Source organism: Rugosimonospora africana (assembly GCF_016862975.1).
GTDB lineage: Bacteria > Actinomycetota > Actinomycetes > Mycobacteriales > Micromonosporaceae > Rugosimonospora > Rugosimonospora africana.
This window is the reverse complement of sequence record NZ_BONZ01000077.1, coordinates 90,225-112,174: the sequence shown is the minus strand read 5'-3', so window position 1 is coordinate 112,174 and position 21,950 is coordinate 90,225. Positions and strand designations below refer to the sequence as shown.

At 73.4% G+C, this 21,950-nt stretch carries 18 protein-coding genes and 1 pseudogene; 16 read left to right on the top strand and 3 right to left on the bottom strand.

Annotated features, from left to right (window positions below):
• A pseudogene (locus Raf01_RS50080) lies at positions 1-1,098 on the bottom strand (hypothetical protein); the annotation flags it as partial.
• On the opposite strand from Raf01_RS50080, the gene Raf01_RS50075 reads away from it, so the two are divergent.
• Positions 1,048-2,217, top strand: coding sequence for a tetratricopeptide repeat protein (locus Raf01_RS50075; protein ID WP_239134254.1), 1,170 nt, complete (start codon positions 1,048-1,050; stop codon positions 2,215-2,217). The pseudogene Raf01_RS50080 and the gene Raf01_RS50075 sit on opposite strands and share 51 nt — an antisense overlap.
• The gene (locus Raf01_RS36735; protein WP_203922709.1) at positions 2,214-3,257 is read left to right on the top strand and encodes an HAD-IIA family hydrolase; all 1,044 of its coding nucleotides are present in this window, start codon (positions 2,214-2,216) and stop codon (positions 3,255-3,257) included. Before Raf01_RS50075 ends, Raf01_RS36735 begins: the two co-directional genes overlap by 4 nt.
• A gap of 8 nt (positions 3,258-3,265) precedes the next feature.
• Here the strand turns inward: Raf01_RS36735 and Raf01_RS36730 are convergent, their stop codons facing one another.
• Positions 3,266-3,604, bottom strand: coding sequence for an alkyl sulfatase C-terminal domain-containing protein (locus Raf01_RS36730; RefSeq protein ID WP_203922708.1), 339 nt, complete (start codon positions 3,602-3,604; stop codon positions 3,266-3,268).
• 159 nt (positions 3,605-3,763) lie between these two features.
• Here Raf01_RS36730 and Raf01_RS36725 point away from each other — a divergent pair, with 159 nt between their 5' ends.
• The 4 genes from Raf01_RS36725 to Raf01_RS36710 are packed head-to-tail and all read left to right on the top strand — an operon-like array spanning position 3,764 to position 6,391.
• Complete coding sequence (locus tag Raf01_RS36725; RefSeq protein WP_239134264.1) at positions 3,764-4,447, top strand: phasin family protein; 684 nt, start codon at positions 3,764-3,766, stop codon at positions 4,445-4,447.
• Entirely contained in the window at positions 4,444-4,704 is a 261-nt protein-coding gene (locus tag Raf01_RS36720) for a hypothetical protein (protein ID WP_203922722.1), read from the top strand. Before Raf01_RS36725 ends, Raf01_RS36720 begins: the two co-directional genes overlap by 4 nt.
• On the top strand, positions 4,704-5,513 hold the full coding sequence (locus tag Raf01_RS36715) for a TlyA family RNA methyltransferase (RefSeq protein WP_203922706.1): 810 nt from the start codon (positions 4,704-4,706) through the stop codon (positions 5,511-5,513). The genes Raf01_RS36720 and Raf01_RS36715 overlap by 1 nt, the downstream gene beginning before the upstream one ends.
• Complete coding sequence (locus tag Raf01_RS36710) at positions 5,510-6,391, top strand: NAD kinase (protein ID WP_203922705.1); 882 nt, start codon at positions 5,510-5,512, stop codon at positions 6,389-6,391. Before Raf01_RS36715 ends, Raf01_RS36710 begins: the two co-directional genes overlap by 4 nt.
• Positions 6,392-6,457: 66 nt before the next feature.
• Here the strand turns inward: Raf01_RS36710 and Raf01_RS36705 are convergent, their stop codons facing one another.
• On the bottom strand, positions 6,458-7,564 hold the full coding sequence (locus Raf01_RS36705; protein WP_203922704.1) for an FAD-dependent monooxygenase: 1,107 nt from the start codon (positions 7,562-7,564) through the stop codon (positions 6,458-6,460).
• 113 nt (positions 7,565-7,677) lie between these two features.
• Here Raf01_RS36705 and Raf01_RS36700 point away from each other — a divergent pair, with 113 nt between their 5' ends.
• The 10 genes from Raf01_RS36700 (at position 7,678) to Raf01_RS36655 (ending at position 21,914) form a co-directional block, all read left to right on the top strand.
• Complete coding sequence (locus Raf01_RS36700) at positions 7,678-8,664, top strand: TetR/AcrR family transcriptional regulator C-terminal domain-containing protein (protein WP_239134253.1); 987 nt, start codon at positions 7,678-7,680, stop codon at positions 8,662-8,664.
• A gap of 132 nt (positions 8,665-8,796) precedes the next feature.
• On the top strand, positions 8,797-10,554 hold the full coding sequence (gene recN, locus Raf01_RS36695) for a DNA repair protein RecN (protein ID WP_203922702.1): 1,758 nt from the start codon (positions 8,797-8,799) through the stop codon (positions 10,552-10,554).
• 105 nt (positions 10,555-10,659) lie between these two features.
• The gene (gene steA / locus Raf01_RS36690) at positions 10,660-11,838 is read left to right on the top strand and encodes a putative cytokinetic ring protein SteA (RefSeq protein ID WP_203922701.1); all 1,179 of its coding nucleotides are present in this window, start codon (positions 10,660-10,662) and stop codon (positions 11,836-11,838) included.
• Complete coding sequence (locus tag Raf01_RS36685; RefSeq protein ID WP_203922700.1) at positions 11,838-12,770, top strand: copper transporter; 933 nt, start codon at positions 11,838-11,840, stop codon at positions 12,768-12,770. Before steA ends, Raf01_RS36685 begins: the two co-directional genes overlap by 1 nt.
• 62 nt (positions 12,771-12,832) lie before the next feature.
• Positions 12,833-13,780: a hypothetical protein gene (locus tag Raf01_RS36680; RefSeq protein ID WP_373319695.1), complete on the top strand. Its 948-nt coding sequence runs from the start codon at positions 12,833-12,835 to the stop codon at positions 13,778-13,780.
• A 425-nt stretch (positions 13,781-14,205) separates the two neighbouring features.
• The gene (gene murJ, locus Raf01_RS36675) at positions 14,206-16,050 is read left to right on the top strand and encodes a murein biosynthesis integral membrane protein MurJ (RefSeq protein ID WP_373319693.1); all 1,845 of its coding nucleotides are present in this window, start codon (positions 14,206-14,208) and stop codon (positions 16,048-16,050) included.
• Positions 16,047-17,141, top strand: coding sequence for a glycosyltransferase family 4 protein (locus Raf01_RS36670; RefSeq protein ID WP_203922698.1), 1,095 nt, complete (start codon positions 16,047-16,049; stop codon positions 17,139-17,141). Before murJ ends, Raf01_RS36670 begins: the two co-directional genes overlap by 4 nt.
• The gene (locus Raf01_RS36665) at positions 17,141-19,516 is read left to right on the top strand and encodes an MFS transporter (RefSeq protein WP_203922697.1); all 2,376 of its coding nucleotides are present in this window, start codon (positions 17,141-17,143) and stop codon (positions 19,514-19,516) included. Before Raf01_RS36670 ends, Raf01_RS36665 begins: the two co-directional genes overlap by 1 nt.
• A 56-nt stretch (positions 19,517-19,572) precedes the next feature.
• Complete coding sequence (gene pyrG, locus Raf01_RS36660; RefSeq protein ID WP_203922696.1) at positions 19,573-21,264, top strand: CTP synthase; 1,692 nt, start codon at positions 19,573-19,575, stop codon at positions 21,262-21,264.
• Positions 21,261-21,914 carry an NUDIX domain-containing protein gene (locus Raf01_RS36655; protein ID WP_239134251.1) on the top strand — a complete coding sequence of 218 codons (654 nt, stop codon included), beginning with the start codon at positions 21,261-21,263 and terminating at the stop codon, positions 21,912-21,914. The genes pyrG and Raf01_RS36655 overlap by 4 nt, the downstream gene beginning before the upstream one ends.
• Positions 21,915-21,950: the final 36 nt, after the last annotated feature.

The window sequence follows — 21,950 nt, the reverse complement described above, 5'->3', positions numbered from 1 at the left end:
TTCCGTGGTGACCGGTCGCGTGATGACCGGCCCCGTGAGGACCGTGGCGGCTACCGGCGCGATGACCGGCCCCGTGAGGATCGCGGTGGGTTCCGGCGCGATGACCGTCCGCGTGAGGATCGCGGTGGGTTCCGGCGTGACGATCGTCCCGGGTTCCGTGGCGACCGTCCGGGTTTCCGTGGCGACCGGTCGCGTGACGATCGGCCGCGCGACGACCGTGGCGGGTTCCGTGGTGACCGACCTCGTGATGACCGGCCCCGTGAGGACCGCGGCGGGTTCCGGCGCGATGACCGACCCGGGTTCCGTGGTGACCGGCCGCGTGATGACCGGCCCCGCGACGACCGCGGCGGCTACCGGCGCGACGACCGCCCGCGTGAGGACCGTCCGCGTGAGGACCGGGGCGGGTTCCGGCGCGACGACCGGCCCGGGTTCCGTGGTGACCGGCCGGGCTTCCGGGGCGACCGGCCGCGTGACGATCGGCCCCGTGAGGATCGCGGCGGCTACCGCCGGGACGACCGGGGCGGTTACCGGCAGGACGACCGGGGTGGGTACCGGCGCGATGAGCGCCCGGGCTTCCGCCAGGACCGTGCCCGTGATGACCGGCCGCGCGAGGACCGTGGCGGATTCCGGCGTGACGACAGGCCCCAGCGGCCCGGAGGCTTCGACCGCGACCGTGGCGCCGGCCGTGACCGTGGTTTCGACCGCGATCGTGGTCCCCGCGATCGTGGCCCGGCCGAGCGGCCGGACCGGGGCCGGTACGACCGTGCCGACCGGGCACCCCGCGACGGCGCCCGACGTGATGAGGCACCGCGCGGCGGGTACCGGCGCGACGAGGCACCGCGTGACGCCGGCCGCTGGGCCGACCGCCCCCGGGACGAGCAGGCTCGCACCGACCGTGGCCGGGAGACCTTCCGGCGAGAGGTCGGAGCCCGGGAGACCGGCCCGGAACTGGACGAGAGCATCACCCCGGACATGCTCGACAACGACGTACGCGCCGAGCTGCGCTCGCTGTCGCGGTCGGTGGCCGAGACTGTCGCCCGCCGGCTGGTGGCCGCCGGTCAGCTGGTCGACGACGACCCCGAGACGGCGCTGGAGCACGCGATCGCCGCGCGCAGGCTCGCCTCGCGTATCCCGGTGGTACGGGAGGCGGTCGGGATCGCCGCGTACCACGCAGGGCAGTGGCAGACCGCTGTCGCGGAGCTGCGCACCTACCACCGGATGACCGGTCAGCAGACCCATCTGGCGGTGCTGGCGGACTGCGAGCGGGCCCTGGGCCGCCCGGAGAAGGCGATCGACATCTACCGGTCGGCCGACCGCGGCCAGCTCGATTCGGGCGAGGCGATCGAGCTGCTGATCGTGGCGGCGGGAGCGCGACGCGACCTCGGCCAGGACGAGGCGGCGCTGGCGATGCTCCAGGTACGGGAGCTTGGCGTCGACGCGCCGTGGGCGGCCCGGCTCCGGTACGCGTACGCGGACGGGCTGCTGGCCGCTGACCGGCGCGACGAGGCGCGGGAATGGTTCGCTCGTGCCGTGGAGGCTGACGACGAGGCCACCACGGACGCGGCCGAGCGCCTGCTGGAACTCGACGGCGTGACCCTGGACGAGGCCGAGGACCCCGACGACGAGTACTCCGAGGAAGGCGAGTACTCCGAAGACGACGGCGACGGGCGCGGCGATGACAGGCGCGACGGCGATGACGTCGCCGCCGATCGCGACGAGGACGACGCCGACGAGCACGACGATGACGACGCCGCTGACGACGACGAGGCCGAGTTCGACGACGACGATGTCGCCGCCGATCGCGACGAAGACGACGACGCCGACGAGTACGACGATGACGACGACTACGAAGACGAAGACGAAGACGAAGACGACGACGAGCTCGGATATGACGACGAGCGCGGCGATCGGGTCCACCCAGCCGACGTCAGCGACGCCATCGGCATCGACGACGAAGATGACGAAGACGACGACGAAGATGACGACGACCGGGACGTCGAAGATGATGACGACGAGGACCGGGACGACCGAGGCGACGACGATCTCGACGAGACCGGCGGGGAGTCGCGCGAGCGCGACAGCCGCCCGGCCGATCGCGACGAGGTCGACGTGGACGACGCGGACGTCAAGGACCTCGACGACGAGTTCGACACCGACGGCGCCGGGGATCGGCGGCCGGGGGCGGGCGGTGCGCCGGGCGAGGGTACCCCTGCATGAGTGGGCAGGCGCGGGTCGTCGATGGGTACGACCTGATCATCTTCGATCTTGACGGCGTGGTCTACCTGGGTACCGAGCCGGTCCCGGGTGCCGCCGACGCGATCAACCGGTTGCATGAGGAGCACCGGGCGCTCGCGTACGCGACGAACAACGCCGGCCGGCTCCCGCAGGATGTCGCCGCGCTGCTGGTCTCGCTCGGGATCCCGGCCTCCGCCGACGAGGTGATCACCTCGCCGCAGGCCGCCGCCCGGCTGCTCGCCGAACGGTTGCCGGCCGGCTCCCGCGTGCTGATCGTCGGAGCCGACGCGCTGCGCGCGGAGATCGCCGGGGCCGGGCTGGAACCGGTCGACACGGCAGAGGACGCGCCGGCCGCGGTCGTGCAGGGGTACGGGCCGGACGTCGGGTGGCGCATGCTGGCCGAGGCGAGCGTGGCGATCCGTGCCGGTGCGCTGTGGGTGGCGACGAACGCCGACCGTACGCTGCCGTCGCCGCGCGGCCCCCTGCCGGGCAATGGTTCCCTGGTCGCGGCGCTGGTTACCGCGCTGGACCGGGCGCCGGACGCGATCGTGGGCAAGCCCGAGCCGGCCCTGTTCAACCAGGCCGCCAAGCGGATCGGGGCGCAGCGGCCGGTGGTGGTCGGCGACCGGCTGGACACCGACATCGAGGGCGCCGTGCGGGCCGGGATGGACAGTGTCCTGGTACTCACCGGGGTGAGCACGGCCCAGGACCTCCTCGCCGCGCCGGCGCACCAGCGGCCGACGTTCGTCGCGTTCGACCTCACCGGACTGTTCACAGTGGACTCGTCGAGCGACGAGTCTGGCTCGGCGCGTCTGACGCCGCGCGGCGACCCAGACCAGTCGGCCAGCGGCTGGCGGGTGAGCCGCGAGGGGGACGCCCTGGAGCTGGCCGGGGAAGGTACCCCCGTCGAAGCGCTGCGGCTGCTTGCCGCGCACTCCTGGGACGGCGGGCCGCCGGACGCGGTGATGGCGGCGGGTTCCGCGGCGGAAGAGGCGCTACGTGTCCTGCGCCTGACCGGCTGAGCCGTCCGTCACATCAACTTGCGCAGCTTGAGCAGGTCGAACGGGTTGGCGTTGATCGACACGCGGCCGGAGGCCCAGGACTTCGCCAGGTCCAGCTGGCCGGCGACCAAGGCGAGCAGGTCGTCGCTGGTGGTGGTCAAGCGGATCTTCGCCTTCGGGTCGTCGCCGTCGGTGAGGTCGACGAGCCGCCCGCCGGTCAGCCGGCCGTGAAACGAGACGCCGAGATCCTTGATGGTGCAGGCAAGCGGGCGGTCCAGGTCGATTTTCGTCCCGACCTCCGCCGCGTGCTCCGCCATCCGGTCGGACAGCTCGTGCAGAGCCGTCCGACACTCATCCACCGTCGCCATTTCGCCTCCTGTACCGGCTTTCCCCCGCGATGTGCGGTGTCTCGGCACGGTACCGCACCGCGGCGACCGCGTCCCTTGTAGCGTGGCAGCAGTACGCAGATGTCGGCGCGAAATTGACGAGGTGTGACGGTCATGGCAGGACGCGAGGATCTTCGCTCGATGCAGGAAGCGTGGCGGGCATATCTAGATCTGGCGATGGGGCTGACCGAGACGTCCCGTAAGCGCGCGACGAGCGTCGCCAAGAAGCTGGTGGGCCGGGGCAACGCGACCGCCGAGCAGCTCCAGAGCATGGCCGAGGAGTTGATCAGCACCAGCATGGCGAACCGGGAGGCGATCACCCGGCTGGTCCGGTTCGAGCTGGACCGGGCGCTGGGCCGGGTCGGCCTGGCCACCGCCGAGGAGGTCTCCGAGCTGACCACCCGGGTACGGGAGCTGGAGCAGGAGCTCAGCGAGGCGCAGACAGCGGCCGCCACCGCGCCGGCGACCACCACCACGGTCGGCGTGCCGGTCGGCGCGGCCGGGCCGGTCAAGGCGGTCCGCAAGGTCGCGAAGAAGACCGTCGCCAAGAAGACGGCGGCGAAGAAGGCCGCGGCGGCGCTGGATCCGGCCGCCGCCGGTCCGACGGCCACGGCGGCCAAGAGCCCCCGGGTGACCGTGCGGAAGGCCAGCACGGGCGACGCGGTGGTGAAGGTGACCCCGTCGCGGGTGGTGGCGAAGAAGGCCGGATCGTCGGTCACGCCGAGCAAGGTGGCGCCGAGTAAGGCGGTGGCCAAGAAGGCGGTCGCGAAGAAGGCGGCCAAGAAGGCGGCCCCGGGCGCGGCCGGCGAGCTGGGTCAGGCGTGACCGGGATGGACGGATACCCGACCGGGGGCGGTCTGGGCCCGGATCCGGTCGTGGCCGGCGTGGGTACCGGACCGGAGGCCGCCCCCGGCACGAGCGGGGAGAGCCAGGCGTCCGGGCCGACCGGGCATCCACTGGTCGACGCGGCCCTGGCGCAGCTCGACCGGGTCGCCGGGCAGCCCGCCGCCGAACAGGTCGCAGCGTACGAGGAGACTCACCGGGTGCTTCAGCAGACGCTGGCCACCATCGATCAGACCTGATGGCAAGACGTACCCGGCTGGATGCCGAACTGGTCCGTCGTGGCCTGGCCCGGTCCCGGGAACAGGCGGTGGAGTTGATCGACGCCGGGCGCGTCGAGGTACGCGGGACGGCCGCGCACAAGGCCGCCGCCATGGTCGACCCGGCCGACCCGGTACGGGTGCTGGGCGGCGACCCGAGCGACGAGTACGTTTCGCGCGGCGGGCACAAGCTGGCCGGAGCCCTGGCGGAGTTCGGTCCGCGCGGTCTTTCCGTGGAGGGCCGGCGGTGCCTGGATGCCGGGGCGTCCACCGGCGGCTTCACCGACGTGCTGCTGCGCGCCGGTGCCCGGCAGGTGGTCGCGGTGGACGTCGGGTACGGGCAGCTGGCCTGGTCGCTGCGTACCGACTCGAGAGTGGTGGTGCACGACCGCACCAACGTACGGGCGCTGACTCCGGAGCAGATCGACGGACCGGCCGAGCTGACCGTGGCCGACCTGTCGTTCATCTCGCTCCGTCTGGTGCTGCCGGCACTGGTCGCCTGCACGGCACCCGATGGCGACCTGGTACCGATGGTCAAGCCGCAGTTCGAGGTGGGCAAGGGACGGGTCGGTGCCGGTGGTGTGGTGCGTGACCCGCAGGTGCGCGCCGAGGCCGTGCTCGACGTGGCCCGGTACGCCGCCGAACTCGGACTCGGGGTGGCCGGCGTGGCGACCAGCCCGCTGCCCGGTCCGTCGGGCAACGTGGAATTCTTCCTCTGGCTGCGCCGGGACGCGCCCGGTGTCGACGAGACGGAGGTTCGTACCATCGTCGGCCGGGAGGTGGGTCAGTGAGCAGGGAGGCGTTGCTTGTCACCCATACCGGGCGCCGCGACAGCACGCAGCATGCCCGTACGGTCGCCGCGGACCTGCACGACGCCGGCTTCACGGTACGGGTGATCGCCGAAGAGGCACCCGATCTGGACATGCCCGGCGTGGTGCCGGCCTCGGGCCCGGACGCCGCCGAGGGTGTGGAGATCGTGTTCGCGCTGGGCGGCGACGGCACGCTGCTGCGCGCCGCCGAGCTGGCCCGGCCGGCCCGGGCGCCGCTGCTGGGCATCAACCTGGGCAAGGTGGGCTTTCTCGCCGAGGCGGAGATCGAGGACATCGACAAGGCCGTCCAGGACGTGGTGAACCGGTCGTACACGGTGGACGAGCGGCTGACCATCGACGTGGTCGCCGAGAAGGCCGGCTCCGCGCCGGTGCGCTCCTGGGCGCTCAACGAGATGAGCGTGGAGAAGGGCGAGCGGGAGCGGATGCTGGAACTGCTCGTCGACGTCGACGGGCGTTCGCTGTCCCGGTACGGCTGCGACGGGGTGGTGTGTGCGACGCCCACCGGATCCACCGCGTACGCGTTCTCGGCCGGCGGGCCGGTGGTGTGGCCGGAGGTGGAGGCGCTGCTGCTGGTACCGATCAGCGCGCACGCGCTGTTCAGCCGGCCGCTGGTGACCGCGCCCACGTCGACCATCACGGTCACGGTCGACCCGTACACGACCTCGGCGGTGCTGAGCTGTGACGGGCGGCGGGTGTTCGACCTGAGCCCGGGCACGGTGGTCACGGTGTGCCGGGGTGAACTTCCGGTGCGGGTGGTGCGGCTACACCCGCGGCCGTTCACCGACCGGCTGGTGGCCAAGTTCGGCCTGCCGGTGGACGGCTGGCGGGGCGGTCGCTGACCCGCGACTGGTCTGGGTCGTCGCGCGGTGACAGACACGCCGAGCCAGACCAGTCGAAGCGCTCCGTCAATCCAGCGTGATCGCGTGCTTGGCCCGCTCGACCGACTCCTCGGCCGGCGGCCCACCCGGGTTCTCCGTGGCCAGCGCCTGGTTGAGCGCGACGAACGGGCGCATCCGCCGCTCGTACCGGTCGAACCCGGCCGGGTGGTCGCCGCCGGCCCGGGCGAGTTCCTGGGCCAGCACGTACGCGCCGACCAGCGCCAGGCTCGTGCCTTGGCCGGACATGGGTGACGGGCAGTACGCCGCGTCGCCGAGCAGCGCGACCCGCCCCGCCGACCAGCGGTCCATGGAGATCTGCGCCATCTCGTCGAAGTAGAAGTCGGTCGCCTCGTCCATCCCCTTGAGCAGTCGCGGTGTCTCCCAGCCGACGCCGGACAGCTTCTCGGTCACCAGGCGCTTCTGCGCGTCGACGTCGCGGTGGTCGAACTCGACCGGTTCGCCGCCGAAGCCGAGCGTGACCCGTAGCTCGGTGTTGTCGTGCACCGGGTACAAGGCGTATCCGGCGTGCCCGGCCTGCACCCACAGTTGCCAGTTGTCCAGGTCGAGGATGTTGTCCATGCCGAAGACCGCCAGGTAGGTGTTCATCGGGCGGAGGAAGTCCGCTTCCGGCCCGAAGACCAGCCGCCGCACGGCCGAGTGCAGGCCGTCGGCGCCCAGCACCAGGTCGAAGGTCCGGGACGCGCCGCGCTCGAAGTCCACCCGGGCGCCGCCGGCGTCCTGCGTGATCGCCGCGATGGCGTCGCCGAAGACGTACTCGACGTGCTCGCGGGTCTGCTCGTAGGTCAGGCGGTTGAGGTCTTCGCGCAGGATCTCGATGTCCGGGCTGTCGAGCCGGCCGCTGCTGTAGGTCGCCTCGGTCGACCGCATGATCTCGTTGCCGTCGCTGTCGAGCACCGACATGCCGCGCATGCGGGTGCGCAGCTGTTGCGCCTGGGGCAGGATGCCCATCCGCTCGATGACGTCGAGTGCGACGCCGCGTACGTCGATCGCCTGGCCACCCGGGCGCAGCCCCGGCGCCCGCTCGACGACGGTCACGGCGAACCCGTGGCGGTGCAGCCAGTAGGCCAGGGCGGTGCCGGCGACGCCGGCCCCCGAGATGAGCGCGGTTGCCACGATCTTCCTCCTCTATTTACGGTGTACGCGACTGAATGTACGACGTAAGAACAGCGCATGCAAGGTCGGATCTGCTACCGTTCTGTACTAGTACAGGAGAGGAGATTTCCGCCGTGACCGTCTCGGGACCGCCGTACCAGCGCATCGCCGCCGACCTGCGCCGCCGGATCACCGGCGGAGAGTTGGCGCCGGGCGACCGCCTGCCGTCGACCCGGCAGATCGCCCGGGACTGGAACGTCGCGCTGGCCACGGCGACGAAGGTGTTGGCGCTGCTGCACGCCGAGGGGCTGGTGCGCGCCCGGCCGCGGGTCGGCACCGTGGTGGCCGGCGCCCCCGAGCCGGCGCCATCGGCAGGGGCAGGGGCCGGGCAGCCGGCCGGCGGCAGCCGGCAGTCCCGCACCGGGACCGAGCACGAGCTGACCCGCCAGCGGGTGGTGCGCGCCGGCATCGAGATCGCCGACACCGAGGGGCTGGACGGACTGTCCATGCGCGGCGTCGCGGCCCGGCTGGGCGTGTCCGCCATGTCGCCGTACCGCTATGTCGACGGCAAGGAGCACTTGGTCGTGCTGATGGCCGACGAGGCGTACGGCGAGGAGGGCTACCCCGACGCACCGCCGCCGGACTGGCGGGCGCACCTGGAGCTGGTCGGGCGCACGCTGTGGCGGCTGCACCGCAGGCACCCGTGGCTGGCCCAGGTCACTCCGCTGACCCGGCCGCTGCCGCTGGCCAACCTCGCCACCCACGCCGACCGGTCGCTGGCCGCCCTGGACGGCCTCGGGTTCACCGATGCCGAGATGCTCGACCGGCAGATCCTGCTGTACGCGCACGTCCAGGGGCTGGCCACGCACCTGGAGAGCGAGGCGCGCGCCGCGGCCACCAGCGGCCTGTCCGACGAGGAGTGGATGGAGCGGCAGGGCCCGGCGATGGACGCGATGGTCACGTCCGGGCGCTACCCGACCTTCGGCCGGGTGCTGGGTACGCTCACCGAGACCGGCTACGACCTCGACCTGGACGCGCTGTTCGAGCTGGGCCTCGGGTACCTGCTGGACAGCGTCGCCGCGGACAGCGCCCGCCGGCAGCGCGGCGCGGCACCCGCGTGATCCGGCGGCCTGTGGAAAACCTGTCACGTCATCGACCCGAGCGCGCATAACGCCAGGCCGGAACGGTCGAACGGGACCCGGGACCGGGTGCCGGCCTGGCGGGGTGTCCCAGGGCACGGATAGTGTCATTCCGTGCTTGAGGAGCTGCGCATCACCGGGCTCGGGGTCATCGAGGACACCACCCTTCCCCTCACCCGGGGGATGAACGTCATCACTGGCGAGACCGGCGCCGGCAAGACCATGGTGGTGACCGGTCTCGGCCTGCTGTTCGGTGGGCGGGCCGACGCCGCCCGGGTGCGGGCGCAGCCGGGACGCGCGCTGGTCGAGGGCCGGCTGCGGCTGTCCGGCGCGACCGCCGCGGCGGTCGCCGAGCGGGTGGTCGACGCGGGCGCCGAACCCGACGAGGACGGCAGCGTGGTGCTGTCCCGCACGGTCACCGCGGAGGGGCGCTCGCGGGCGCACATCGGCGGGCGCACGGTGCCGGTCGCCATCCTGGGCGAGGTCGGGGAGCAGGTCGTGGCCGTGCACGGCCAGTCCGACCAGCTGCGCCTGCTGCGCCCGGGTGAGCAGCGCTCCGCGCTGGACCGGTTCGCCGGCTCCGATCACGACAAGACGCTCGCCGAGATGCGCGAGCGCTACCAGCAGTGGCGCGCGGTCGAGGACGACCTGGCCGACCGCAGGCGCAACGCGCGGGAGCGCAACCAGGAGGCCGACCTGCTGCGCCTGGGCCTGGACGAGATCACCCGGGTCGATCCGCAGCCGGGCGAGGACGAGGTGCTGCGCGAGGAGGCGCAGCGGCTGGAGCACGCCGAGGGTCTGCGCGCCGCGGCGCAGCTGGCCCACCAGGCGGTGGCCGGGGCGCCCGACGCCGGTGACGAAGCGCCCGACGCGACCAGCCTGCTGGGCCTGGCCCGCCGCACGCTCGAGGGCCAGTCCACTGTGGACCGCCAGCTCGGGGAGCTGGCCGCCCGGCTGGAAGAGGCGGCCACCCTGGTCGCCGACGTGGCGGTGGAGTTGGGCAGCTACCTGGACGTGCTGGACGCCGACCCGGCCCGCCTGCAGGACGTGTACGAGCGGCGGGCCGCGCTGCGCGCGCTGACCCGCAAGTACGCCGAGGACGTCGACGGGGTGATCGCCTGGGCGGAGCACGCCCGCACCCGCCTCGCCGAACTGGACACCTCCGACGAACTGCTGGAGGAGCTGGACCGGGAGCGGGTCCGGCTGGCCGGTGAGGTGGCCGAGATCGCGGCGCGGGTGTCGGCCGGGCGGCGCGAGGCAGCCGGCCGGTTCGCCGACGCGGTCACCGTGGAACTGGCCGGGCTTGCCATGCCGCACGCGCGGGTCGACGTCGTGGTGGGGCCGCGGCCGGCCGGGCGCGGTGAGCCCACGTTGACCGTCGCCGGCACGGAGTGCGGGGTGGGGCCCGACGGCGCCGACGACATCGAGCTGCGCCTGCTCGCCCACCCGGGCGCGCCCGCCCTGCCGTTGCAGAAGGGCGCTTCGGGCGGCGAGCTGTCCCGGGTCATGCTGGCCATCGAGGTGGTGTTCGCTGGCGCCGGTGGCCCGCCCACGCTGGTCTTCGACGAGGTGGACTCGGGCGTCGGTGGGCAGGCCGCGGTCGAGATCGGTCGGCGGCTGGCCCGGCTGGCCCGCGCGCATCAGGTCCTGGTGGTCACGCACCTGCCGCAGGTGGCCGCGTTCGCCGATCAGCACCTCGTGGTGGCGAAGGACACCGGCGGTGCGGTGACGACCAGTGGCGTGCACGCGGTGGAATCCACCGAGCGGGCGAGGGAACTTGCCCGGATGCTTGCCGGTCTGCCCGATTCGGACCTGGGCATCGCGCATGCCGAGGAATTACTCGCCGTGGCCGATCGGGAGAAGCACGGCTGAACTCCGCGTTCGCGGACGTGGGCCCGCCACCAAGATCGACACGAAGAGTGACTTGGTGTACGTCGGGACGGACTTAGTCGTAGGGACGTGTCAGGATGGGTCACGATGCGTCTACCTACGTTGCGCCGGGCCCGGAGCGCCGATCCGGGCGTGATCACCGGTATCGCGCGGCTCGACCGACGGACCAAGCGGCTGGTCGGACGGCTACGCCCCGGTGACGTAGCCGTGATCGACCACGTCGATCTGGACCGGGTCGCCGCCGACTCCCTGGTCGCTGTGGGTGTTGCCGCGGTTCTCAACGCGAAACCGTCGATCTCCGGCCGGTATCCGAACCTCGGGCCGGAGGTTCTCGTTCGCGCCGGCATCCCGCTCGTCGACGACCTGGGCGAGGAACTGTTCGAGCAGCTGCGCGAGGGCGACCTGATCGCCGTGGAAGACGACCGGGTGCAGCGGCGTGGCGAATCGATCGCACAGGGTAACCGGCAGGACACGGAATCGGTCGCGGCCGCGATGTCCGGCGCCCGGGAGAGCCTGTCGATCCAGTTGGAGGCGTTCGCCGCCAACACCATGGAATACCTCAAGCAGGAGCGTGAGCTGCTGCTCGACGGCGTCGGCGTGCCGGACATCGAGACGCGCATCGCCGGGCGGCACGTGCTGATGGTCGTCCGCGGCTATGACTACCAGGCCGACCTGGACGTGCTGCGCCCGTACATCCGGGAGTTCAAGCCGGTGCTCATCGGCGTCGACGGCGGCGCGGACGCGCTCGTCGAGGCCGGATACAGCCCAGACGTGATCATTGGGGACATGGACTCGGTGACCGACGACGCCCTGCGCTGCGGCGCGGAGGTCATCGTCCACGCGTACCCCGACGGGCGCGCCCCGGGCCTGGCCCGGGTCCACCAGCTCGGGGTCGCGGCGCTGACCTTCCGGGCCGCGGCGACCAGCGAGGACCTGGCGATGCTGCTCGCCGACGAGAAGGGCGCCTCGCTGATCGTCGCCGTGGGCACGCACAACAACCTCGAAGAGTTTCTGGACAAGGGCCGCGGCGGAATGGCCTCGACGTTCCTGACCCGGCTCAAGGTCGGTGGCAAGCTGGTCGACGCCAAGGGTGTGAGCCGGCTGTACCGGCAGAACATCTCGGGCTCATCGCTACTGCTGCTCATCCTGTCGGCGATCGCCGCGATGGCGTCCGCGCTCGCGGTGTCGACGGTCGGCAAGGCTTATCTCGGCTTGGCCGCCGAGTGGTGGGACAACTTCATCTATTCGGTGCAGAGGCTGCTCTAGTGATTAATTTCAGGTACCACGTGGTCTCACTGACCGCCGTCTTCCTCGCGCTGGCCATCGGCCTGGTCGTCGGTACCGCCGCGCTCAACGGCACCTTCGTCGACACGCTCAAGGAGCAGGTCACCTCGCTGAGCAAGCAGAACCAGCAGTACCGCGACCAGGTGACCCAGCTGGAGGCGGGCGCGGGCAAGCAGGAGAGGTACGCCTCCGACTCGGCGGCGATGCTGCTGCAGGGTCGGCTGGTCGGGCGCCGGGTCCTGGTCGTGTCGATGTCGACGACCAGTTCCTACGTCGACGACGTGATCAAGATGCTCACGATGGCCGGGGCGAAGGTCACCGGTCAGATCGAGGTCGAGGACAAGTTCTTCGACCCGGCCTCCAACGAGGGGCTGCTGGACCTCGCCGGTACCACCGTGCCGGCCGGGCTGACCAGCAACACCATCAACAGCGACGGGGTCGAGACGGCCAGCAACCTGCTGGCCTCGGTGCTGCTGGACCACAACCCGCCGGTGTCCGCCGACAGCCTGCGCAGCGTGGTGACCTCCTTCAAGGAGGCCAACTACATCGAGCCGACCGGACAGCCGACCGGCCCCGCCGAGGCGGTCGTGGTGCTGGGCGCCCAGCCGTACACCGACCAGCAGGCTGACGCGAAGAACAAGAGCGTGCTGACCATGACCGCCCAGTTCGACAAGGCCGGTGCCGAGATCGTGGCGACCAACGGCGCGACCGGTGCGGACAACATCGTGTCGCAGCTGCGCTCGGATCCGACGCTGCAGAAGACGGTGTCCACGGTCGACAACCTCGCCACCCCGCAGGGGCAGGTCGCGGTCGCGCTGGCGGCCGACGAGCAACTGGTACTCAACCGGGCCGGCCACTACGGGCTGGGCGGCGGCGCGACGGCGATGCTGCCCAAGCTCGTCCAGGGGAGCTGAGCGTGCGCCGGATCGCGCTGGGGGTGGCCGGCGGCCTGGCCGCCGTAGCGGCACTGCGGGCGCTGCGTGGGGCGCCGGGGGCGCAGCGGTTGGAGCGCACCAACTTCCGCGGGCACACGGTGAGCCTCGCCGGTGGGCCCGCGCTGGCCGTGGCGGCGTCGGCGACGGCGGCACTGGGCGCGGCGAGCGCACCGGCCGCGGCGGCCGCACTGTGCGCCGGGCTGGGTGCGGGCGGGGTGGGCTTCTACGACGACGTGGTCGGGTCCCGGCCGGAGCAGAAGTCGGCGAAGGGCTTCCGCGGCCACCTCGGCGCGCTGCGCGAGGGCAGGATCACCAGCGGACTGGTCAAGATCGCCGGGATGGGCGCGGCCGGGCTGCTCGCCTCCGCGCTGCTGGACAGCGACGGGCGGGGTGGGGCCGGGTCGGCCGGCGGTGCCTCCGGCCGGCGCCAGCGGCCCGGCCGGGACGGGCGCGGCGGCTCGGGGGCGACCCTGGTCGGTCGCGGCGGCGCGGGCGCTGGCTCGGCGGTGGCAGGCCGGCGCGGGGGCTCGGTTGCGGGCTCGGGCACGCGCGGCCGCCGGCGGCCCGGATCGGCAGCCGGACGGGTCGGCGACGTGCTGCTGGGCGCCGGGGTGATCGCCGGCACCGCCAACCTGGTCAACCTGCTGGACCTGCGGCCGGGGCGAGCGTTGAAGGCCGGGCTGATCATCGGGGCGCCGTTGCTGCCGGGCGCGGCCGGCGGTCTGGTGGCCGGCCCCGCCGGAGCGGCCGGCGCGCTGCTGCGTGAAGACCTCGGCGAGCAGATCATGCTGGGCGACGCGGGCGCCAACGCGCTGGGTGCGCTGCTGGGCGTGGCGCTGGCCGCGCGTACCGGGCCGGTCGGGCGGGCCGCCCTGCTGGCCGGCATCGCCGGGCTCACGGCGGCCAGCGAGAAGGTCAGCTTCACCAAGGTCATCGAGGCGACGCCGGGGCTGCGCGAGCTGGACGCGCTCGGCCGGCGCAGCGGCTGAGCCCGGTGGCGGCCTCGTCGTCCGGTGCTCAGCCTCCCGTGTCCGGGGGGCCGACCCGCGCTCCCGCCGTGTCACCGACCGATGGTCCGGCCGTAACGTCGACCGATGCTCCCGCCGTCGCACAGGCAGATGCTCCCGCCACGGCGCCGGCCGGTGCTCCCGCCACGGCGCCGGCCGGTGCTCCCGCCACGGCGCCGGCCGGTGCTCCCGCCACGGCGCAGACCGATGCTCTCGCCGTGGCGCCGGCCGGTGCCGAGCAGCCGGTGGGCGCCGGGCCGCTCGGGGAGCCCGCGATCGGGCCGTCCGCGCCGCTGGGGGAGCCCGCGATCGGGCAGCCGGCGCCGCTCGGGAAGGCCGCGATCGGAGACCTGGCGGCAGAGCGGGAGCCCGCGGTCGGGGAGCCCGCGGTCGGCGAGCCCGCACCGGTGGACGGCGACAGCGGTGCCGCGCCACCCAGGATCGCCCGCGCCGCCGCGCTGATCGCCGGGCTCACCCTGGCCAGCCGGCTGGTCGGGTTCGCCCGCATCCTCGTGTTCGGCTACGCGGTCGGATTCACCCTGCTGGGCGCCGTCTACCAGACCGCGAACACCACACCCAACATCATCTTCGAGATCGTCGCCAACGGGGCATTGGCCGCCCTGGTGGTGCCGCTGGTGGCCGGCGCGGTCAGCCGGCGCGACCGCGACGAGGTCGGCCGGACGGCGTCCGGCCTGCTGACCTGGGTGCTGCTGCTGCTGGTACCGATCGCCGTGCTGGTCGGGCTGATCGCCCATCCGGTGATCTGGCTGCTGGAACCGCACGGTACGCCGGACGAGGTGCGCGTCGGGACCGGGATGCTGCGGGTGTTCGCCCCCCAGCTGCCGCTGTACGGCGTCGGCATCGTGATGAGCGGGGTGCTGCAGGCCCACCGGCGGTTCGCCTGGCCGGTACTGGCCCCGCTGCTGTCGAGCCTCACGGTGATCGGCGCGTACCTGGCGTTCGCCGCCGCCGAACCGGGCCGGCTCGACATCCCCGCGGTCGGCATCGGCGGGCAGCTCATCCTGTCGGTGGGCACCACGCTGGGCGTGGTGGTGCTGTCCCTGTCGTTGATCATTCCGCTGCGGCGGCTCGGCCTGCGGCTGCGCCCCACCCTGCGCCTGGACGACCACGTCCGCCGCTCGGTACGCGGACTGGCCGGCGTCGCGGTGATCACCGCCGCCTCCCAGCAGCTGACCCTGGCGCTGATCATCGCACTGGCCAACTGGGACAGCCCGAAGGGCTCGCTGGTGGTGTTCACCCAGGCCCAGACCGTGTACCTGGTGCCCTGGGCGGTGCTCGCCGTGCCGGTGGCCACCTCGGCGTACCCGGCGCTGGCCACCGCGGTGGAAACCGGTGCGGCACAACGGTTCCGGGAGACCCTGGCCTCAGCGACCCGCAGCGTGCTGCTGCTGTCCGCCCTGGGCGCGGCCGCCCTGGTCGGGCTCGCCGGGCCGATCGCCTGGATCCTGGCGCACCTGGCGAAGGCCCCGCAGGCCGGTACGCTGACCGCCGCGATCGCCGGCTTCGCCCCCGGCCTGCTCGGGTACGGGCTGTTCGCGCTGCACTCCCGGGCCCTGTACGCGCGCCGGGACAACCGCTTCGCGGCGTTGGCCACACTGTCCGGCTGGGGCGGCGTCGCCGTCGTCGGGGTACTGGTCGCGCTGCTGTTCCCGGCCCGGGACCGGGTACCGGCGCTGGCCGCGTCCAACTCCGCCGGAATGCTGGTGATGGGTGCCGTCCTGGTGACGCTGATCCGGCGCCGGGTCGGTGCCGGTGCGCTGGCCGGGGTGAGTCGGGCGGCGGGTACCGCGGTGCTGGCCGGTACGCTGGCCGCGTTGGCGGGGATCGTGGTGCGCTGGCCGCTGACCGGCACCGGCTGGGGCGTCGTGTCGCGGGCGCCCGGCGGCACCCCGGGATACTCCGGCGTCGTGGCGGGCGGCATCCTGTCCGGTGTCACGATCGCGCTCGTCTTCCTCGGCGTCGCGGTCCTGGTCGACCGGCATGACGTGCGACCGATGCTGGCCCGGTTCGCCCGTCGGGCCGGGGCCGGACGGCTGGCGCGCCGGACCGGCGCGGGACGGATCGAGCATCCGGCGACGCAGCGACCCGAGCACCGGGCCGAGGCGACGCGGTCCGAGGCGACGCGGCCTGAGGATCGGGTCGCGGCGGGGCGGTCCGAGCACGGGGCCGACGTGGCGCGGCCGGCCGGGGGCGCGGGGGCGCCACCCGAGGGGACGGGAGGTGGCCGATGACGGCGCAGGTGGCTCTGGTCCTCGCTTCCAGCACGGGAGGCATCGGGCGGCACATCGAGTCGCTGTCCGCCGGCCTGGTCGCGCGGGGATCGCGGGTGACCGTGTACGGTCCGGCCGCCACCGCCGACCGGTTCCACTTCGCCGGCGACTTCGTACCGGTGGAGATCCCGGCCAGCCCGCACCTGCGTGACGCCCGGGCGGTGGCCACCCTGCGCCGGGCGCTTGCCGCACGCCGGCCCGACATCGTCCACGCGCACGGGCTGCGGGCCGGCCTGGTCGCTGGCTGGGCCCGGCCGGCCGGTGTGCCGCTCGTGGTCACCTGGCACAACCCGGTACCCGCCGGCAGCGGCCTGCGCGGCCGGCTGACCCGGACGCTTGCCACCCGGGTGGCCCGCAGCGCGCAGGTGACCCTGGGCGCCTCGACCGACCTGGTCGAGCGGGCCACCGCGCTGGGCGGCACGGACGTGCGCCTGGGCCCGGTGGCCGCGCCGGAACTGGTGGCCGACCGGTCGCCGGCGCAGGTACGCCAGGAGCTGGGGATCGACGCGGACGCGCCGCTGATCGTGTCGGTGGGCCGGCTGCACCCGCAGAAGGGCTACGCGATCCTCATCGAGGCGTCGGTGCGGTGGGGCACTCGCCGGCCGGCCCCGGTGGTGGCGATCGCGGGTACCGGGCCGCTGTACATGACCCTGGCCTCGCAGATCTCCAACACCCGGGCGCCGGTGATCCTGCTCGGGCACCGTGGCGACGTCGCCGACCTGCTCGGCGCCGCCGACCTGGCGGTGGTCAGCAGTGTCTGGGAGGCCCGGCAGTTGTTCGTCCAGGAGGCGATGCGGGCCGGCGTGCCGCTGGTCGCCACCGCCGTCGGCGGGCTGCCCGACCTGATCGGCGACGGCGGGCTGATGGTGCCGCCGGGCGACGTGGACGCGCTGGACGAGGCCGTGACCCGGCTGCTGGACGACCCGAAGCTGGCCGCCGAGTACCGCGAGCGGAGCCTGGACCGGGCCCGGCAGTGGCCGAGCGAGGCGCAGACCGTTGACCAGGTCGCGGCCGTGTACGCGGAGCTGACCGGGCTCCCGGTAGGCGGCTGATGCGCCGCGCCGGCATGATCCCGTACCTGGCCGTCGTGGCGTTCGCGCTGGCCAGCGTGTTCGGCTTGGTGTCCAGGCCGGCCACCGGGGCGCCCAGCGAGCACGTCGAGCACGTCATCGTCGCCGGCACGGCGGGCCTGCGGTGGGACGATGTCGATCCGGTCGACACCCCGAACCTGTGGCGGCTGGCCCAGCAGGGCTCGATCGGCGCGCTGTCGGTGCGTTCCGCGCACTCGCCGACCTGCCCGCCGGACGGCTGGCTGACCCTGGGGGCGGGCAACTACGCGGAACGTACCGACCCGGCCCTGCAGATCACCGACGAGTGCCCGCAGACCACGGTCAGCATCCAGCAGCAGGGGCGCAGCGCCACCCTGCCCGACCAGGAGACCGACGTCGCCGACTGGAACCGCCAGCTGGGAAACCACGTCCAGCCCGGGGCGCTGGCCGACGCGTTGAGCTGCACGGTGGCCGTCGGTCAGGGTGCGGCCATCGCGGCGGCCCGCCCGTACGGCCGGGTCGACCGGTACGAGCCGACGCTGCCGTCCCGTCCCGGCCCGCTGCTGTCGGAGTGCCCGCTGTCCATCGTGGATCTCGGCACGCTCGACGCGACCGACCCGGACGCGCGTGCCGAACAGGCGCGACAGGTCGACGCGCACCTGGCCACCGTGCTGGCCGGCCGGCCGAAGTCGTCGCTGGTGCTGGTGGCCGGCCTGTCCGACACCGACCGCAGCTCACGGCTGCACGTGGCCATCGCCGACGGGCCCGGGTACCGGGGCGGCTGGCTGACCTCCTCCAGCACCTCCCGCCAGGGGTACCTGCAGCTGACCGACCTCGCGCCGACCACGCTCAACGCGCTGGACCGGCCCGCGCCCACCGAGCTGTTCTCCGGCCAGCCGGTGGACAGCGCGCCCGGCCGGCCGACCGACGTGGTCAACGCGGTGTCCCACCTGTCCGACGCGGATCGCGAGGCCGACGCGCAGCGGCACGTCGCCGGCTGGTTCTTCGCCATCCTGACCCTGTTCGAGCTGGTTCTGTTCGCCGGTGCCGTGCCGCTGCTGCGCCGGGCGCGGCGGGCGCGGAGGCTTGCCGGGCGGCGGCTGCGGCCGGCACCCGTCGCGCTGGTGCAGGCCGCCGAGGTCCTGCTGGTCGCCGCGTCGCTGGCGGTGCCCGGCGCGCTGATCGCCGACGCGGTGCCCTGGTGGCGCAGCGGCGCACCCGGCCTGATCTTCGCCATCTCGACGCTCGGCGTGGTCGCCGGGCTGACCGTGCTGGTGATGCTCGCCACCCGGGGCAGGGGCACGCTGGCGCCGCTCGGCGCGGTCGGCGGGATCAGCGCCGGCATCGTCGGGATCGACGTGCTGACCGGGGCCCGGTTGCAGCTCAACGGCGTCGCCGGGTACTCCGCGGTCGAGGGGGGCCGCTACGCCGGGCTGGGCACGATCGGGCTCGGCCTGATCATCGCCGGTATCCTGCTGGCGGCCGGGTGGCTGGCTCAGCGGCTGGCCCGCAAGTGGCGTCCGGTGGCCGTCGCCGCCCTCGGCGCGGTCGGGGTGATCCTGGTCGGCAGCCCGTACCTGGGCGCCGAGGCCGCCGGCGCGATCGCGCTGACCGCCGGGGTGTGCGTGGCGGCGGCCATCTGCACCGGCGGGTTCCTCACCTTCGCCCGGCTGGCCTGGGCCACCCTGACCGGGCTGGTGGTGACGACCGGCTTCGCGCTGCTGGCCGTGCACCGGCCGGCCGGCGACCGGGGCAGCCTGGGCCGGTTCGTGTCCGCCGCCCGCAACGGCACCGGCGGCTCGCTGGTGCAGTCGACCAGCGCGACGAACGGGACCTCGGTGGTCACCAGCCCGCTGACCCTGGTGGTCCTCGGCTCAGTGATCTTGATCGTGTTCGTCCTGCTCCGCCCGACCGGCGGGCTCAAGCGGCTGTTCGGCATCTATCCGGCGATGCGGGCCGCGCTGATCGGCATCGCGGTGGCCTCGGCCCTGGCCGGTTTCCTGGACGGGGTCGGGTTCAACGTGGCGGGTGCGGCGGCGGCCACCGCGGTACCGCTGGCGACCCTGGCCGCGCTGCGGGTCCTGGACCACGCCGACGACCGCACGATCGTCGTGCTGCCGCTGGGTGAGCAGGTGCCTGCCGGGGTACGCCCGACGCTGGCCGGCGTCGGCGAGCCGGTCGGCGTCGCGTCCGGCGTGGCCGAGCCGGGGAGCGCCGCCGCGGGCGACGCGCCGGGTGGGTCCGACGGCGGTGTCCGGCCATCGACGCACGCCAACGGGGATCAACCGGGAACCGACACCGCGGTTAACACCGGTCAACAGGAACCGGACACCCCGGTGAGTGCGCCGACAGCACCGGTCGGTGACGTGTTACCGTGAAATCCCGTGGACCGCGCGGTAATCGCGCGTGACGGATACGACCACGGGAGCAGGCGTTGGCCCCATCGGCACGAACGACCAGGCACATCTTCGTCACCGGGGGCGTCGCCTCCTCGCTGGGTAAGGGCCTCACCGCCTCCAGCCTCGGCAACCTGCTGACCGCGCGGGGAATGCGCGTGGTCATGCAGAAACTCGACCCGTACCTCAATGTCGATCCGGGAACGATGAACCCGTTTCAGCACGGTGAGGTGTTCGTCACCGAGGACGGCGCCGAGACCGATCTGGATGTCGGGCACTACGAGCGTTTCCTCGACCGCGACCTGTCCAGCCGGGCGAACGTGACCACCGGACAGATCTACTCCGAGGTGATCGCCAAGGAGCGGCGCGGCGAGTACCTCGGCGACACCGTTCAGGTCATCCCGCACGTGACCAACGAGATCAAGGCACGGGTGCGGGCGATGGCGGCGCCGGACGAGGACGGCCGTGTCCCGGACGTGGTGATCACCGAGGTGGGCGGCACGGTCGGCGACATCGAGTCGCTGCCGTTCCTCGAGGCGATCCGGCAGATCCGGCACGACATCGGCCGGGACAACTGCTTCTACCTGCACGTGTCGCTGGTGCCGTACCTGGCGCCGTCCGGTGAGCTGAAGACGAAGCCGACTCAGCACTCGGTCGCCGCGCTGCGCAGCATCGGCATCCAGCCCGACGCGATCGTCTGCCGGTCGGACCGGGAGATCCCGGAGAAGCTCAAGCACAAGCTGGCGCTGTACTGCGACGTGGACCGCGAGGCGGTGGTGTCCGCCCCGGACGCGCCCAGCATCTACGACATCCCGAAGGTGCTGCACCGCGAGGGGCTGGACGCCTACGTGGTGCGCCGGCTCGGGCTGTCCTTCCGCGACGTGGACTGGAGCCGGTGGGACGACCTGCTGGAGCGGGTACACCACCCGAAGCAGACCGTCACCGTGGCGCTGGTCGGCAAGTACGTCGACCTGCCCGACGCGTACCTGTCGGTGTCCGAGGCGATCCGGGCGGCCGGGTTCGGTCACCGCGCCCGCGTCGAGCTGCGCTGGGTACCCAGCGACGAGTGCGTGAGCCCGTCCGGGGCGGCCACGGCGCTGGCCGGCGTCGACGGCGTGGTGATCCCGGGCGGCTTCGGGGTACGCGGGATCGAGGGCAAGATCGGTGCGGTCCGGTACGCGCGGGAGAACGGCATCCCGACGCTCGGCCTGTGCCTGGGCCTGCAGTGCATGACGATCGAGGTGGCCCGGCACCTGGCCGGCCTGGACGGCGCCAACTCCCGGGAGTTCGACGACCAGGCCACGCACCCGGTGATCGCGACCATGGCGGAGCAGGCCGACATCGTGGCCGGGCGCGGTGACCTGGGCGGCACCATGCGGCTGGGCTCGTACCCGGCCCGGCTGGTGGAGGGCTCGCTGGTGGCCCAGGCGTACGGGGCGACCGAGGTGGAGGAGCGCCACCGCCACCGGTACGAGGTCAACAACGCGTACCGGGACGTGCTGACCAAGGCCGGGCTGCGGATCAGCGGCTGCTCGCCGGACGGCCGGCTGGTCGAGTTCATCGAGCTGGACCCCGAGGTGCACCCGTTCTTCGTGGCCACCCAGGCGCACCCCGAACTCAAGAGCCGCCCGACCCGCCCGCACCCGCTGTTCGCCGGGTTCGTCGGCGCGGCGCTGACCTACGCCGACGCCGACCGGCTGCCGGTCGAGCTGACCGAGGCATCGCGGTGACCGAGGCGTCGACCAGCACGACCGACGCCCAGTCCGAGCATCCGGTACGGGCCCGGCACGAACGGTTCGCCGGGCCGGTGTTCTCGGTCGTCACCGACGAGGTCCGGATGCCCGGCGGTGACTACGTGTCGCGCGACTACGTGGTGCACGTCGGTGCCGTCGGGGCGGTGGCCATCGACGACCAGGAACGGGTGGTGCTCGTGCAGCAGTACCGCCACCCGGTCGGCGCGCGCCTGTGGGAGCTGCCGGCCGGGCTGATGGACGTCGAGGGCGAGGACCTGGTCGCGGCGGCGGCCCGGGAACTGGCCGAAGAGGCCGACCTGTCCGCGAAGCGGTGGGAGATGCTGGTCGACGTGCACACCACGCCGGGCGCCTCGACCGAGGTGATCCGGCTGTTCCTCGCGCGGGACCTGTCCCCGCTGGCCACCGAGCTGCGCTTCAAGCGGGAGAACGAGGAGGCCGACCTGGTCACCCGGATGGTGCCGCTGGACGAGGCGGTCGCCATGGCGTTGCGCGGCGAGATCACCAACGCGGCCGCCCTGGTCGGCCTGCTCGCCGCGGCCCGGCTGCGCGATCAGGGGTGGCCCGCCGGGCAGCCGCTGGACACTCCGCTGCCCCGGCCTCCGATCGCGCCCGTCAGTCCCCACTGAGCGCAGCCAGTGTGGCGGAGGCGCGCACAGCCCAAC